This window comes from Tumidithrix helvetica PCC 7403 (assembly GCF_965232925.1).
Taxonomy (GTDB): Bacteria; Cyanobacteriota; Cyanobacteriia; order Pseudanabaenales; family Pseudanabaenaceae; genus Tumidithrix; species Tumidithrix helvetica.
On record NZ_CBDDRA010000004.1, the window covers coordinates 111,349 to 126,320 of the forward strand.

Annotated in this window: 14 protein-coding genes; 10 read left to right on the forward strand and 4 right to left on the reverse strand. The window is 43.2% G+C overall.

Annotated elements, in window-relative coordinates; genetic code table 11:
• Positions 1-7 precede the first annotated feature (7 nt).
• The 6 genes from ACP2WE_RS05405 to ACP2WE_RS05430 all read left to right on the forward strand — a co-directional run bounded on the left by ACP2WE_RS05405 (position 8) and on the right by ACP2WE_RS05430 (position 5,703).
• Positions 8-691, forward strand: coding sequence for a DUF1345 domain-containing protein (locus ACP2WE_RS05405; protein ID WP_425214568.1), 684 nt, complete (start codon positions 8-10; stop codon positions 689-691).
• Positions 692-712: 21 nt separating this feature from the next.
• On the forward strand, positions 713-1,522 hold the full coding sequence (locus ACP2WE_RS05410; RefSeq protein WP_425214569.1) for a class I SAM-dependent methyltransferase: 810 nt from the start codon (positions 713-715) through the stop codon (positions 1,520-1,522).
• Between the two features lie 115 nt (positions 1,523-1,637).
• Positions 1,638-3,467, forward strand: a complete 1,830-nt coding sequence (locus ACP2WE_RS05415) for an ABC transporter ATP-binding protein (RefSeq protein WP_425214570.1) — start codon at positions 1,638-1,640, stop codon at positions 3,465-3,467.
• Between the two features lie 276 nt (positions 3,468-3,743).
• Positions 3,744-4,757, forward strand: coding sequence for a DNA-binding protein (locus tag ACP2WE_RS05420; protein WP_425214571.1), 1,014 nt, complete (start codon positions 3,744-3,746; stop codon positions 4,755-4,757).
• Positions 4,758-4,760: 3 nt separating this feature from the next.
• Complete coding sequence (locus ACP2WE_RS05425) at positions 4,761-5,198, forward strand: type II toxin-antitoxin system death-on-curing family toxin (protein ID WP_425214572.1); 438 nt, start codon at positions 4,761-4,763, stop codon at positions 5,196-5,198.
• 181 nt (positions 5,199-5,379) lie between these two features.
• Positions 5,380-5,703, forward strand: coding sequence for a metallophosphoesterase (locus ACP2WE_RS05430; protein WP_425214573.1), 324 nt, complete (start codon positions 5,380-5,382; stop codon positions 5,701-5,703).
• A 178-nt stretch (positions 5,704-5,881) separates the two neighbouring features.
• Here the strand turns inward: ACP2WE_RS05430 and ACP2WE_RS05435 are convergent, their stop codons facing one another.
• Positions 5,882-6,238 carry a type II toxin-antitoxin system PemK/MazF family toxin gene (locus ACP2WE_RS05435; protein WP_425214574.1) on the reverse strand — a complete coding sequence of 119 codons (357 nt, stop codon included), beginning with the start codon at positions 6,236-6,238 and terminating at the stop codon, positions 5,882-5,884.
• Positions 6,235-6,462: a hypothetical protein gene (locus ACP2WE_RS05440; protein ID WP_425214575.1), complete on the reverse strand. Its 228-nt coding sequence runs from the start codon at positions 6,460-6,462 to the stop codon at positions 6,235-6,237. Before ACP2WE_RS05440 ends, ACP2WE_RS05435 begins: the two co-directional genes overlap by 4 nt.
• 109 nt (positions 6,463-6,571) lie before the next feature.
• Here ACP2WE_RS05440 and ACP2WE_RS05445 point away from each other — a divergent pair, with 109 nt between their 5' ends.
• Both ACP2WE_RS05445 and ACP2WE_RS05450 read left to right on the forward strand, forming a co-directional pair.
• Complete coding sequence (locus ACP2WE_RS05445) at positions 6,572-7,168, forward strand: Uma2 family endonuclease (protein ID WP_425214576.1); 597 nt, start codon at positions 6,572-6,574, stop codon at positions 7,166-7,168.
• Positions 7,169-7,754: 586 nt separating this feature from the next.
• Positions 7,755-10,034: an NACHT C-terminal helical domain 2-containing protein gene (locus ACP2WE_RS05450; RefSeq protein ID WP_425214577.1), complete on the forward strand. Its 2,280-nt coding sequence runs from the start codon at positions 7,755-7,757 to the stop codon at positions 10,032-10,034.
• A 225-nt stretch (positions 10,035-10,259) separates the two neighbouring features.
• Here ACP2WE_RS05450 and ACP2WE_RS05455 read toward each other — a convergent pair whose 3' ends face one another.
• On the reverse strand, positions 10,260-11,003 hold the full coding sequence (locus ACP2WE_RS05455; RefSeq protein ID WP_425214578.1) for a sucrose-phosphate phosphatase: 744 nt from the start codon (positions 11,001-11,003) through the stop codon (positions 10,260-10,262).
• 752 nt (positions 11,004-11,755) lie between these two features.
• Between ACP2WE_RS05455 and ACP2WE_RS05460 the strand changes: the two genes are divergently transcribed.
• Both ACP2WE_RS05460 and ACP2WE_RS05465 read left to right on the forward strand, forming a co-directional pair.
• Positions 11,756-13,819: a M48 family metalloprotease gene (locus tag ACP2WE_RS05460; RefSeq protein ID WP_425214579.1), complete on the forward strand. Its 2,064-nt coding sequence runs from the start codon at positions 11,756-11,758 to the stop codon at positions 13,817-13,819.
• 20 nt (positions 13,820-13,839) lie between these two features.
• Positions 13,840-14,484 (forward strand): YqiA/YcfP family alpha/beta fold hydrolase, encoded by a 645-nt coding sequence (locus ACP2WE_RS05465; protein ID WP_425214580.1) that lies wholly within the window; start codon positions 13,840-13,842, stop codon positions 14,482-14,484.
• Positions 14,485-14,598: 114 nt separating this feature from the next.
• Here ACP2WE_RS05465 and ACP2WE_RS05470 read toward each other — a convergent pair whose 3' ends face one another.
• Positions 14,599-14,811, reverse strand: a complete 213-nt coding sequence (locus tag ACP2WE_RS05470) for a DUF2997 domain-containing protein (RefSeq protein WP_425214581.1) — start codon at positions 14,809-14,811, stop codon at positions 14,599-14,601.
• Between the last annotated feature and the right edge of the window lie 161 nt (positions 14,812-14,972).

Consider the following 14,972-nt stretch of genomic DNA (forward strand, 5'->3'; position numbering starts at 1 on the left):
TTAATGTATGAATCCTTTGCATCGACCTAAACTCCCTCGGCATTGGAGCGTGCGTCCCCGACTTCTAATTTCTATCTTCGTTGCTGTAATTATTTCCTTTTTACTGCCATCTCGGTTTCAGCTCTCTACGCACCTGCTCTGTATGTGGGATGCAGGCATGGTTTGCTTTTTAGGATTAACTTGGTTGTTGATGCTCAAAGGAACACCCGAGAACATGCGCCGCAATGCCCAGAGCCAAGACGAAGGACGTTTGGTGATTTTGAGCTTAATTGTGGCGGCGGCCTGTGCCAGTATTCTGGCGATCGGCTTTGTGCTCCGAGATACCAAGGGTATTGAAACAGAGCTATTGATTTTGCGGGTAACGCTTTTAGGCGTAACGATTATTGGGTCTTGGTTGCTCGTGCATACAATTTTTGCCATGCATTATGCCCATGAATATTATCAAGATCATAAAACCCTAAAAGATAGTCATGCAGGCGGTTTGGACTTCCCCGATGATATTGAACCGGACTACTGGGATTTTCTATACTTCTCTTTTGTAATTGGTATGACCAGTCAGGTTTCAGACGTGGCTATTCGATCGCGATCGCTGCGGCGATTATCTTTATTTCATGGCATTTTTTCTTTCTTTTTTAATACGATGATTGTGGCAATGAGCATTAATATCATTGCAGGTTTAATTCAAGGTTAAAGCTAGAAAAAGGGATTGAGCATGTCAGATTCCAAGTACATCTTTACCAATACAGCTCGCGACAGCGAACTTAAGAGACTTCAGGCGATCGAGCGCGTATTCGATCCTGCAAGCCGCCAACGCATTTTGGCAACAGGACTGACAGAAGCTTGGCATTGCCTTGAAGTGGGTGCTGGGGCAGGGTCGATCGCTAAATGGATGGCAGAAGTTGTCGGAGCAAATGGCGAAGTGGTCGCTGTCGATCTAGACACGCGCTTTCTTACCGATATCCGCCTTCCGAATGTCCGCATTATCGAGGGGGATATCCGCGATCTTCCACTAGAGGTGAGTTCCTTCGATCTCATTCACGCCCGTTATGTGCTCATACACCTCCCCAATTTTCAAGAGGTACTGTCCAAACTGGTAGATCTACTGAAACCAGGTGGATGGCTGGCGATCGAGGAGCCTGACTTTTCTGCGGCAAGAGCGATCGCTGGTGGCGAAGCCACCTGCCAATCTTTTGCACGCATCAATCAAGCGATTTTGAGAATCTTTGGAAATAAAGGCATTGACTACGATCTAGGCATCAAGTTGCCAGCAATCCTGCAAAAAATGGGCTTGCAGCAACTGTCCGTAGAGCATGATGCGCCTGCCTCTCAAGGTGGCTCAGAGTTAGCCATGATGATGAAAATGTCCACCGCCCAGCTTGCCGAGCAATATCTCGCCACAGGTGAGGTAACGCTCCAAGACATCGAGAACTATGATGCATTTGCCGAAAATCCCAACACTTGGGCGATCTACTATGCAACTGTGAGAATTTCAGCTCAAAAAGCGATCGCTGCTGAGAATTAAGGTCATCCTGTCGTTGCGCTAAATCCCACGGGGCAGGCACTGGGGCACTGCCCCTACTGATTCCCATTTAAGACTAATTCCGAAACTCCCCAACTCCTCAAACCATACCAACATAATGACCAAACTCCCATCCAAAACCCCTAAGAAATCTTCAGAGCATCCATTCATACGGTTGCTGAACTACGGACATCACTACAATCCACTGATCGTACAAGCGACCACCTGTTCGATTCTCAACAAGATTTTTGACCTTGCTCCACCCGCACTGATTGGGGCAGCCGTTGATGTGGTCGTCCAAAAACAAGATTCCCTGATTGCTCGTATGGGGATTGTCGATATCCCCAGCCAGCTTTTGGCGTTATCGCTCGTGAGTGCGGTGATTTGGGGCTTAGAGTCTATCTTTGAGTATGCCTTTGCGCGATTGTGGCGAAATTTAGCCCAGAATATTCAACACGACCTGCGATTAGATGCCTATAGCCATTTACAGGAATTAGAACTGGCTTATTTTGAAGAGCGCAGCACGGGCGGATTGATGTCGATTCTCAGCGATGATATTAATCAATTGGAACGATTTCTCGATGGTGGCGCGAATGAGGTATTGCAGGTTACAACCACCGTACTGATTATTGGTGGAGCCTTCTTTTACCTTGCGCCCAGCGTCGCGGGAATGGCGATCTTACCGATGCCCTTCATTCTCTGGGGCTCGATCGCTTTCCAAAGTCGGCTAGCCCCAAGGTATGCTGCCGTGCGCGAAAAGGTAAGCCTGCTCAACGGTCAACTATCGAATAATCTCAGCGGCATCACCACGATTAAAAGCTTTACGACCGAGGCATACGAGAAAAAACGAATTGAAATCGAAAGCAATCGCTACCGTCAAAGTAATCGCCATGCGATCGCGCTCAGCGCCGCCTTTGTCCCTCTAATTCGGATCGCGGTATTTGCTGGGTTTATTGCGATTCTCTATCTCGGAGGTATTGAAACTGTGGCGGGAAGGCTCTCGGTCGGTGCTTATAGCGTCATGGTATTTCTCACCCAACGACTGCTCTGGCCCTTAACCCGCTTGGGTGAAACCCTCGATCAATATCAAAGGGCAATGGCTTCCACCAATCGCGTTTTAGATTTACTCGATACACCCATCGAGATTCATTCTGGACATCTGACGCTACCCCACAGCGATTTGTCAAGCACCCATGGAACCTCCTCAAAAATCAGAGGGGAAATCGAACTGCATGATGTTACCTTTGCCTATAAGGATAGGCATCCCGTGGTTAAGGAATTATCTCTGCTGATTCCTGCGGGTAAGACGATCGCGATCGTCGGCGCGACGGGCTCAGGCAAAAGTACGCTCGTGAAGCTGCTCATGCGACTATATGAGATTCAATCGGGCAAAATTACGTTAGATGGCATTGACATTCGAGAACTGCAACTCAAAGATTTGCGCTCCTGTATCGGGTGGGTGAGTCAAGATGTGTTTCTGTTTCATGGCTCTGTATTGGAAAACATTGCCTATGGAAGTTTTGATGCCTCTGTCGATCGCATTGTGGAAGCGGCAAAGATTGCGGAAGCCCATGATTTTATCGAGCAGTTGCCTCAAGGCTATGACACGATTGTGGGCGAACGCGGTCAAAAACTGTCAGGCGGGCAAAGACAACGCCTAGCGATCGCCCGCGCAGTTCTACGCAATCCCCCCATTTTAATTTTGGATGAGGCGACTTCGGCGGTGGACAACGAAACCGAAGCGGCTATTCAAAAATCCCTAGAACGCATTACGGTAAATCGCACCACGATCGCGATCGCGCACCGCTTATCCACCATTCGCAATGCCGATCGGATTTATGTAATGGAACGCGGTCATCTAGTGGAGCAGGGACAACACGAAGAACTGGTTGCACAGCAAGGTATCTATGCAGGTCTCTGGAACTTACAAACAGGACAGTTGAGTTAGCTTGTTTGGTTCCATTAAGAATTGATTTTGGAAGCGAGCGATCAGTCAAATTGGTCAGCCTTTGTCCGTATAACTCACCTAAAACGGTAAGTTACCCGGCAATTTTCTGGATATTTCACTGTATTGGGGGTGTTACCCAGAAATTTTCAGTATAATCACCTAATCTAGCGTAAACACACTGAAACTTTCCTTATAATACATAATACATAATACATAGGTAGCTGTCCGCCTTAAGTGATAATACTAGAGTGAAATGATTGTTTGGGAATAATTGTCGTGGATAATGACCTTACTAACTCTCAGCTTGATCGCCAAAATATCCTTAATAACCGTTATGCCCTAGAAAAAATTGAGGAGCATTTGGGGTTAGGGGGCACTCGCTATCAGGATGCTGTGGTTTTCACGAAACAGCAGTTAGCAGCACTTTTTGAGGTTAATGATGTCACCATCGAAAGATACATAGCTAGTCACAGTGAAGAACTGAGAAATAATGGCTATAAGGTTCTCAAGGGGCAGGCGCTTAAGAATTTCCTTAACACTACGGGTGGTACCCTCATCAATGAGGGTACCAAAATAACAGTCTTAGGTATATTTACTTTTCGAGCTGCTCTCAATATTGCTATGCTTCTCACAGAGAGCGATCGTGCCCGCATGATCCGCTCTCGTATCCTTGATATTGTGATTGAAGTAGTAGCAGAGCGATCAGGGGGACACACTAGATATATTAATCAACGGGATTGTAATTATCTGCCTTCTGCCTATCAAGAATTTAGTTATCGTCAAGTTTTTACCAATGCTTTAGATTCATACTTAGATATGGGAAAAGCTAAATATGGCATCTTTACAAATAAAATTTACCAACTGGTATTTCAGGAAAATGCTCAAGAATACAGGCAAATTTTAAATTTGGAGAAAAAAGATAATGTGCGCGATACCTTCTATGCTGAGGTCCTCAGGGCAATCGCCAGTGTAGAAAATGGTCTAGCTGAGGAAATGAAAGTTAAATCAGCACAACTAGGACGTAAACTCCAGTCTTCAGAATTGGATCAGTTGATTGAATACGCAGGGAATAACCCTTATCTCAAGCCTATTATTGAAGATGCCCGTACCAAAATGGCAAGTCGAGATCTTAGTTTTAGAGAAGCTCTACATCAAAAATTAATATCTTATATTCAAACAGTTCCAGAATCTGATTTCGAGAAATTCTTAGGCGAAGCCAGCAGATCATTGCAAGAGCAACTAGCCGATCCCGAAGCATTGGCAGTCTTCCAACGCCTCAAGGATAGATAGGTAATGGATGAAATAATTTTTTACTTTGATATTGATCACGCAATTGAGGTTCATGATTGGATTATTGATAATTCAGGTGGTCTAGTTGGAATCAACAATCTAGGATTATTAGAAAGTCCCCTTGCACACATTCAAAATGATAGCTACTATCCGAAAATAGAAGACAAATTAACTCATTTAGTATTTTCTATAATTAAATTTCATGCTTTTACAGATGGGAATAAACGTTCTAGCATTGCACTAGGTAGCTATTTTTTGGAATTGAATGGTTATGATTATGCAGTAAAAAAATTTGTGGTAGAAATGGAGAATATTGCAGTTTGGGTAGCTGAAGGAAAAATCAGTAAGGAACTATTAGCAGATATTATTGAAGCATTAATCTATGAAGATAATTTCAGTGAATCATTAAAACTCAAGATTTTACATGCTATATCAGGTTGAGGTTTACTCCGCAGATATCAGGAAAAACAGCTAACAAATCACTGCACCCGACTCTATGAAAATCTGTTAGTAATTGTCAAAAACTTCTGTGGCGGGTGAGTTAAACCATTATCCTGTATCAAGAATAAATAGGATACTCGCTCAAGAACGAGGCATGATAGAAATGAGAGATATAGCGATAATGTCTGTTGATACACCCCGTACTCCAGGATGGTTGCGGTTAGTTATCGTTTCGGACACACATAATGTTGATATGCCTATCTCTCTTTTCCCAGAGGGTGATTTGTTGATTCATGCGGGAGACCACACCAAAAATGGACTGTTTTCTGAGCTTACTGATGCGGCAGTATGGCTGCGTTCGCTCGCGGATCGGTTCACTTACGGTGTCGTGGCGATCGCTGGAAATCATGATAAACCACTGGACGTAGAGACATGGCTCCAAGCCGCCCCCCTTTCGCAAACGGGAGAACTATGGATTAGACGAAGAGTAGGGAAAATTGACTGAAGCTGAGGCACAACTAGAGCAATCTTTTCGCTCTGTATTTCAGAGCAAGAAAGAATAGCTGATTTTTTGATAGCGAAAGTCTAAGCCGTTGCTAAGTAAATCAATTTATCTGAACAATTCAAAAAAGGCTTGTTACAAAAAATGTTTGTGTAGTGCCTGTAATTGCTGCTACTTACCATTAACCAAAGCCAAATACTTGCTTAATTGCCCCATCAACCCTAGCCAAATCTTCCCCACTCAACTGCCCCCGTACCCTCACCAACCTTTGCCGATGGTCGATCGGACGAGTCTGTAAACAATCCGCAATCGATCGTTTCGTTAATCCATTCATTGCCGATGGCTCCAAGTCAATATTCGTCGAGATACGCGCCTTTTTCTCATTCCATTCCGTAATCGGCACAACCTGAATCACAGGCACACGCGCATTGTAAACATCATTCGTCACAATGATACAAGGTCGAACTTTCCCCGTTTCAGAACCTCTAGTCGGTTCCAAATCAACATCAATAATCTGCCCGCGCCGCAAACTATTCATTCTGGCCAACCCGCGATCGCGTTATCCGTCAAAGCCTGCAAATCCGCATCCTCAGCATAAACCTCTGCATATAGATCCGCCGACATCTCCAACGAATATAATTCCTGTTGCAATTTCCCCAACGCCACCCGAATCAATTCATCCTGATTCTGAAAACCATACTGCCAAGATTGTTGCACAAATGTCCACAACGACTCATCCAAATTAAACTGTGCTTGCACCATAAAACACCTCTTCCAAGCCTATTATTCTTTAGTCTAGCAAAGGTTTGCTGCAAAAATGTTTGTGTAAACCGTTAAAATAGTAGCAAAATCAGCCAACGAGTGATTTTCCATGATTGCAGCCAAAGAAAACTCCCCGCAAATGACCCCAGAAGAATACTTTGCTTGGGAAGAGAAGCAACTAGAAAAACACGAATTGATCGATGGTCAAGTTTACGCCATGAGCGGCGGCAGCGTTAATGATGGTCGTCTTGCCATCAGACTTACTGCCATGTTTGATCGTCATTTAGAAAATACCAGTTGCATAGCAGGCAATTCTGACATCAAGATTAATATCGTTGCAACCAAAAACTATACCTATCCCGATGCCAGTGTCACCTGCGACGATCGCGATAAAACCACAACCCAATACATTACCTATCCCTGCCTCATCGTTGAAGTTCTATCTCCTAGTACTGAGACATACGATAGAAGCGCCAAATTTAGACTGTACCGCAAAAATCCAGTCTTACAAGACTATTTATTAGTTAGTTCCACCTCGATCGAAATGGATTTGTATCACAAAAACGAAGCAGGTGATTGGTTAATTATTAACTACCAAGAAGGCGACACCATCGAACTCAAAAGCATTAATTTAAGCTTTCCCATTGAGCAAATCTATCGCAACCTCGATCTCGCACCAGAAACTGAATCAACCAAATTATCCTAACCCCCCTTCCCTAAACAATGAGCCAATCAGAACAAGAACTCGAACAAAATCTAATTCAAAGACTTACTGGCTTAGGCTACGAACCCGTCACCATTCACAATGCTGATGGATTTATGTGATGGAACACAGTCACTTGGTGGAGAAAGGAAAATATGAAGAGTTGCTGGCATCGAATCAAATCAAAAAGTCCCTATGGTGGAATGAGCAATTGATTACACAATTCTATAGCCTGCTCCAGCTAATTTTATTGGAGGGATTTGGGTGGCTTGGGGCTTTTTTTTGGTGGTCGATGGTTATGCCGTATGTTTTTGAGGATTTGAAAGCATAGTTTGAGGGCGAAGATGGCGAATTCGGCTTGAGGTGCTATCCAAGTAGCGAGGAAGAGAATGAGCGATTCGATGATCAACATCCAGTTATCTTCGCGATCAAGGCTTGTTTTATTAGTCTTCATGGAGCATTTTCTATAATTTGGTTGCCCTTGTAATATCTCAAAAGCCTTGTAATAGCTGGTGAGTGACTTATGTATGAGGAGTGGGTGATTTTAGGATGAGTAAGCTATAATGAGAAAAATTTTTTGGCAACATTCATGTCCAACCGATCACTAACCGCCACAACAGAAGGAATTAAAGAAGCTAAGATTGCATTGCAGGGAATGCGAATAACTCAGGACAAGCTGGCAAAACGGTTAGATGTGACGCGGCAACCAATCGGCAAGTTTTTTGGAGGTAAATCAGTCAGCAGTGATTTGTTTGTTAGTATTTGTAAGGTTCTAAACCTTAATTGGGAGGTTATTGCGGGCTTGCGCGCTAGAGATGGGGATGAGACGCTTCCAGCAATCGATTTCTTAGTTCAACAAATCCGTGAAGCGATCAGTGAAAGACTTCGGATGCAGTGTGGAACAATGCGAGTACTCGATATGCCTCAACCAATCGCACTGATAGGCGAAAATGGTATTTATACCAACGTAAATATTCTGGAACGTCCGACTAGGCTCAGAACTGAGCAGGAATTACTGAATGATGAGGGGATTCATTTAGTAGATGAACGATTACGTAGTATAGATTGTCAACCGGGATTAGATGTGGTAAGGAACCATCCACGGTTGATGATTCTGGGTAAACCAGGCGCAGGAAAAACGACATTTTTAAAAAATCTGGCGATGCAGTGCATCACTGGGAGTTTTGCAGCAGATAAAGTGCCATTTTTTGTGACGTTGAAGGATTTTGCTGAGGCTCCAGAGTCACTAACCCTAGTGGAGTACTTAGCAAAATCGTTGTCGAGTCTGCAAACGCAACCTTTTCATGAGAGGTTAAGTGGGATCTCCACTGTCAAGAGCGTCCAACAACTTCTCCAGAATGGACGTAGCCTTGTCTTGCTTGATGGGTTAGACGAAGTACGCAAGGAACATACGGAAAAGATGATTTTGAAGATTCAGGATGCGGCATTCCAATTTAGTCAAAGCCTCTTTGTCATTACATGTCGAATCGCGGCAAACGAATATGTCTTTCAGGGATATGCGGTAGTGGAAGTCGCAGACTTTGATGACCAGCAGATTGCCACCTTTGCAGAGAATTGGTTTCGGGCAAAAAATGATTTCCTAAAAGCTACAACTTTTGTGAAGAGCCTTCAGAAGAATGCCCCGATTCGAGGTTTGGCAAGTAATCCATTGTTATTGACATTATTATGTTTTGTCTTTGGTGAGAGCGGAGAATTTCCTAGGAGACGAGCTGATTTATACGAAGAGGGCATAAAAATTTGGCTAAAGAAGTGGGACGCAACACGTAATGTCCAGCGAGATGAACTTTACAAAAAGCTGGATGTAAGGCGGCGAGAAGATTTACTCAGTTATGTTGCATTTCATACATTTTTGCGGAAAGAGATGTTCTTTAAACAGAAGAGAATTGAAGACTTTATCACTGAGTTTCTTCAGAACTTAAGGGATGTCGATTCCGATCCTGAAATGCTACGGACGGATAGCGAAGCAGTGCTGAAAGCCATTGAAGCTCGGCATGGATTATTAGTAGAGCGAGCGCGAGGAGTTTACTCATTTTCACATTTGACTTTGCAAGAGTACTTTGTTGCAAGAGAAATTAGCCTCACTAACCAACCAACAAAACAGATAGACTTGTTACAAATACTAATATGCAATTTCTCTGATCCACGGTGGCGTGAGGTATTTCTTCTAACGATGGAGCTGTTGCGGAATGCTAGTGATTTACTTCTAGAAATTAAAAAGGAAATTGATTCGCGAGTAGCCAACGATCAAAAATTACAGGATTTTCTGCGATGGGTGCAAGAAAAATCATTCTCTGTATCGACACCTTATAAACCTTCTTTGGTGCGATCATTCTACTACAGCCTCGCGCTTAGTTACTACAGCTTCGCACCCAAATTTGATTACGATCTAGCCGAAAAGCTTGATTCTAATTTTGATTGCAAATTCATCTATCCCACTCTTAAGTTAGATGACGCTCTTAATATCACCTTGGATCGAGCTATAGGTGGAGCAGGTGTTTCTCTAAGTCATGATCTCTATTATTCATTGACACTTGCTGAGAATAATGAATTAAAGAATCAACTTCAAGAACTATACAATCGACATCCGCACGAATGGAGTCCGGAAGAGGAGGTTAGACAGTGGAGAACTACTGAGGATGGTCAATTATGGGTGCAAGACCTGCGTGCAAGCATGATTACTCATCGCAACATTGGTCAAGTTCTAGACTTTACCTCTAAGCAAATACAATTGTTGCGACACCACTATGATTCCAATTTATTCCTTTGGGAATGTCTCAACACTGCTTATGATGTTGACCGTGATATTCGAGAGCATATTGAAGAAGCGTTGTTCCTGACAGTTAAATAGGTTGAGAGAAAAGAAGAGAGGACTGATGATCTAAAATCTCCTCTTGTCTCCTGACTTTTTTCGTTATCTTTTTTGGTTCTGGCAAGAACACTGATAGCCCGATCTCGCAAAGCTAATTCTACCATTACTAATGGTGATTAAATTAAGATTACTGACAACCAGCTTTCGGGTATAACCCTTGTTTGAAATGACTTTCAGAGATGCTAAGAAAAGTAATCTCTCCTTTTATACATTCATCCAACCAAAGTGACTCAATCCCTCTAAAATCCCGGCAGCACAGGTTTTACGAGCAAGATAAACATTAGATCTTTTGTTTGCCTCATACCATTCTTTAAGCTCTGGCTTAGGATTTCCTACAATAATTCCAAAAGTATTTTCAGTAAAAAGCGTAATATCATTACCAGAATCACCACAGGCAACTGTACGATCACACGGTACTCCTAAAGCTTCCCGAACATAACTTAAGGCTTTCCCTTTACCACTTCGCTCAGGTAACACGTCAACATCCTTATTACTACTGTAAATAACCTGTGCCTTGATATTTTGTGCCTTAAGTTCCTGCTTCAAATCCTCTAAAATAGCTTTATCTTGAGGTTTTAGATGAAAGCTAACTTTAAAAAGACCTTGTTCTGAATTGGGTTGAGGCTTTAACTGCTCGTACTCACTTGCAATCTGCCTAACTATTTCTACATCCCAGTCTTTCGAAAGATGGTTTGCCCAATTTCTATCCATTTGTTTGTCAGCAGTATAAATTTCTGATCCAACAGAAGTGATAAGCCTATCGGGTGGAAGTAAATCAACTTCGGATTCTAAATCTTGGTATAGTTTGAGAGATCGACCTGTAGCATAAACTAATTTACTCCCATAGGTCTTACGATGTTCCATAAAGAACATATTGAATTCTTGTAGAGATGCACGATTACCTACAAGGGTAGCATCTAAGTCTGTAACTATCAAAAATGGAGTCATTTTCGGAATTCTTTAACTGTTTAATCCTGAACAAAGCTAATTTTAACACACAGAAAAATCAGTTTTTTTGTACTAAGTTCGTCTTTACTGCACCATAATTGTAGCTAAATCAATTGAGTAATTAGCGCAAAGCACCTCTTTTTGGATATAGGCTCGATCTGATTTAACGAATGATCGCTGATCCCTTTACATAGAATTAATATGCTGAAATTCTAGTCTTCGCTCCAAAATTATAAACTGTCATTCTCGCGATCTCGTTTTATTGTAGAAGATCGAAAGTAGACACCAAGATATTGGTGTCTAAGCTTCTTTTATAGATACTGCATCAGCTTTTGCACAAAGGATTCGGGGATATTGGGGAGTTGAAAACAAAGTGCATGATGTCCGAGCTGTCACTCAAGGCGAAGATGCCTCACGCATTTGCACTCCACCACTTGTACAAATTTTTGCCCTAGCTTGCAACTTTGCCCTCAATTTGTATCGAGATAATGATTCTCAAAATATGGCTCAAGCTCAACGAAATGCTGGTTTTAGTCTTAACACGCTCAAGACGTTATTTAGAATGAAATAGCCCTGTTTAAACTTATTTCAAATTTCACCTTTTTAGGCGCTTTTTCCTAATAGACTGAAAATCTATCTTGATTAGTAAACTAGTTGAAATAGCAAAGTTTAACCCAAAGATTTTGAGAAAACTCTATGGTTTAATCACAGCAGGGGTTCCAATATATAGCCATTAAGTCTAGGAAACCACTATGTCACTCAAAGCAGGAAAAGAAGCACTATTACGGAAGCGCTACACCGAGGTGATCGCGATCCTCTCAGAATATTGTCAAGGTCACCCCGATCGCACTGCCAAAGATTACATCCAAGCGCAGATGTGGATGGTCAAAGCCTATCAGAAATCAGGCAGAGCCGATAAAGCGATCGCGATTTGCGAACAATTTGAAGACAATCCCGATCCACAGCTACAACAGTGGTCAAAGAAATCGATTGTCACCCTGCGATTGCTGCTCGAAGCCATGCCCGAAGATCGTCTGGAGCGCAATTATGATGTAGCCTCTGTGGTTAAGTCCAGTGCCAGTCGCTATCGTAAAACCAACGTTACCCTTGCTGGCGATCGCAAGGCGACCTACATCTTTGTACTTGCCATGTTCGTTACGGTGCTGCTGGTATTTGGTCTAATCTTGGGTGCTTGGTTATGGGGCATTAGCCTCATTAGTCTGTCGATTACATCGGGTTGGTGGATGGTTGCTGGTATCGGTACTGGCGTAATGGGCATTTTGCTATTTTTCATGTCCCCTTGGATTATCGAGGTTACCCAAAAGCAGTATCAACGCACCCAATGGATTACCTTGGCTGACCTCGATCTCAAGAGTCCTGAAGCGGTCGAAATCATTGAGAAGTTCTGCGAAACTAAGAATATTCATGTGCCGCGACTCGGATGGATTGAAGACGATAGCCCTGTAGCCTTTACCTATGGCATTCTGCCTAACTCAACTCGGATTGTTGTCAGTCGCGGTCTATTTCTCAATCTCGATGACGATGAGATTGCCACAGTCTATGCCCAGCAGCTCGCACATATCCAGAATTGGAGCTTTTCAGTCATTACCTTTGCCTCTGCACCGATCCAGATTCTCTATTTGATTTATGTGGCACTCAGCCGCAAGAGTTATCAAGCCAAACGTGCCAAGAATGTCTTTAAGGTGCTTGCCGCGATCGCCAGCTTTGTCTATGCTTGCAGCACCTATTTACTTCTGTTTATCACGAAGAGTAGTACTTACCCCTGCGATCGCTTTGCTGCTGAGGTCACTGGAAATCCGAATGCTCTATCCCGTGCCTTAACCAAAATTGCGGGTGGTCTGGTTCAACAAAATCAACTCGGCAAGCCCCCCAATCGCTTGTTAGAATCCACCAGAGCTTTAGGTGTCTGTGACTATCAAACCACGACAGCGATCGGAATTGCGCAAGAGATCCTACATTCAGGACAATCGGATCAAAATGTCTACCGCGTATTTTTATGGGAATTGTTTAATCCTTGGAGTCGATGGATAGAATTCCATTCCACCCATCCTCTGATTGGTCGGCGGATTAAGGTGCTGACTGGTTATACCAAACAGCTAGGACTGATTAGCGAATATGATTTTCCCCAACTGCTCAAAGAAGGCAGTAAATTGGATAAAGGCAAACTCTATCGCAATTTTGCCCGAGATCTATTCATTCAAACGGCTCCCTATACAGGCGTTGTTGTGGGCTTGATCGCTGCCAATCTACTCTATTGGTGGGTGTACAACAACTGGTTGAGTCTCAGTTTCGCTGCGATCGGACTGGGTTTAGGGTGGATGTTTCAAGGCAGTCTCAGATATCCCAACTTTCGGCGGGTGGTCGATACCGATCTGGTGAGTTTGCTGATCGATCCCTATGCCAGTTGTTTGCATGGGTTACCCGTACAGGTTCCTGGCGAACTGATTGGCTATAGCTCCGATGAGAACTATGTCGGTTATGCGCTCAAATTAGAAGATCAAGGGGGGCTGATGTACGTTCACTTTCTTCCCAATTGGGCAGGTATGTTTTCTAGTGCCAACCCGATAATTCAGAAAATGGAAACCTTGATCGATCAGTCCGTGATTGCTTCGGGTTGGTTTCGGCGCGGCAGTATGCCGATTGTCGATCTGTCAATTTTGCAGCCGATTTTGGGAGAACAAAAGCAAGAACGCAATTCGCTCACGAGCTATCATCAATTTTGGAATAACATCTTGAGTTCGGCGATCGTGTTATTGGGGTTACTGATCTTAATTGCTACTTCGCCTTTGTTCTAGTTGCCGTTTTTTGTTTAAGCATGAACTATCTCTATTTACATGGCTTCGCTTCGGGACCGCAATCTCAAAAAGCTAAGTTTTTGCAGAACCAGTTTTCCCAAATCGGTCTGACCCTACCTGTTCCCGATCTGAATCTGGGGGATTTTACCAAAGTCACGCTCTCAGCACAGTTGCAATATTTAAATCGAGAGTTTGGCGATCGCCCTTTGATCGCGATCGGATCGAGTTTAGGCGGATTTTTAGCTTTACAAATGGCGATCGCGAATCCCCAGATTGAGAAGTTGATTTTACTCGCCCCTGCCTTTGAGTTTGGGCAACGGCTGGCGGAGGGTTTGGGTGCAGAAGCGATCGCGCAATGGCAAGCAACTGGCAGTCGAGACTTCTTTCACTATAGTTTAAATCGCCAACTTCCCTTGAAGTATGAATTTTTTGCCGACGCTCAAACCTATGTTGGCAAAGTTCTGACCTGCAACATCCCAATTTTAATTATTCACGGTTTGCAGGATGATGTGATTCCATTTCGCCTCAGTCAGGCTTTTGCAGAGACGCATCCAGATGTGACCTTGCGACTGGTGGAAAGCGATCATAGCCTCGGAGGCGAGATGTTGGACTATATCTGGCAGGAAACTGCTAGGTTTTTAATGCTTCGTCACTCTGTATGCTAAAGCAGAATATGGCTCAAAGCATGGGCTCATGTTTTTGCCCATAAAGACCTTTCTGTAAAATCCTGTCTAAGAATCTCTAAGCTAAAAGAATGATTCCCCTTATTTTAAGGAAGGCTAGAATTGGCTCTGGTATTGATTTTCTTCTAGAGATACCGATTCCGAGTCCTCATAATATTCTGGTAGGAGTTCGCGATTTTCAACTTCTCCTAAAGCTGCCTCGACGCCTGAGGTTGCTGAAACGCAGGCTTGACCAGAACCACCTATTACTTTTTCGGTAATCTTGCCATCTTTACCGATTAGGTACTCAATCTTTTGGTATTCAGACATAACGTTTTTACTTCATTGCATGATTAAACTCATTCTAGAGCAAGGTTTAGTCAGATTGTGGGATGTTACAGATTTAGCTGATGTAGAAAGAAAAATCCTTGTAATCTCAAATAATGCTTTTTTACCTGTGTAAAGGATTGATGCGCAGATTCTTGGTAGGC

Bases quoted from the DNA above. Each gene is read 5' to 3' on its own strand.
- ACP2WE_RS05405 (WP_425214568.1), top strand. From the start codon at position 8: ATGAATCCTTTGCATCGACCTAAACTCCCTCGGCATTGGAGCGTGCGT.
- ACP2WE_RS05410 (WP_425214569.1), top strand. From the start codon at position 713: ATGTCAGATTCCAAGTACATCTTTACCAATACAGCTCGCGACAGCGAA.
- ACP2WE_RS05415 (WP_425214570.1), top strand. From the start codon at position 1,638: ATGACCAAACTCCCATCCAAAACCCCTAAGAAATCTTCAGAGCATCCA.
- ACP2WE_RS05425 (WP_425214572.1), top strand. From the start codon at position 4,761: ATGGATGAAATAATTTTTTACTTTGATATTGATCACGCAATTGAGGTT.
- ACP2WE_RS05430 (WP_425214573.1), top strand. From the start codon at position 5,380: ATGTCTGTTGATACACCCCGTACTCCAGGATGGTTGCGGTTAGTTATC.
- ACP2WE_RS05435 (WP_425214574.1), bottom strand. From the start codon at position 6,238: ATGAATAGTTTGCGGCGCGGGCAGATTATTGATGTTGATTTGGAACCG.
- ACP2WE_RS05440 (WP_425214575.1), bottom strand. From the start codon at position 6,462: ATGGTGCAAGCACAGTTTAATTTGGATGAGTCGTTGTGGACATTTGTG.
- ACP2WE_RS05445 (WP_425214576.1), top strand. From the start codon at position 6,572: ATGATTGCAGCCAAAGAAAACTCCCCGCAAATGACCCCAGAAGAATAC.
- ACP2WE_RS05450 (WP_425214577.1), top strand. From the start codon at position 7,755: ATGTCCAACCGATCACTAACCGCCACAACAGAAGGAATTAAAGAAGCT.
- ACP2WE_RS05455 (WP_425214578.1), bottom strand. From the start codon at position 11,003: ATGACTCCATTTTTGATAGTTACAGACTTAGATGCTACCCTTGTAGGT.
- ACP2WE_RS05460 (WP_425214579.1), top strand. From the start codon at position 11,756: ATGTCACTCAAAGCAGGAAAAGAAGCACTATTACGGAAGCGCTACACC.
- ACP2WE_RS05465 (WP_425214580.1), top strand. From the start codon at position 13,840: ATGAACTATCTCTATTTACATGGCTTCGCTTCGGGACCGCAATCTCAA.
- ACP2WE_RS05470 (WP_425214581.1), bottom strand. From the start codon at position 14,811: ATGTCTGAATACCAAAAGATTGAGTACCTAATCGGTAAAGATGGCAAG.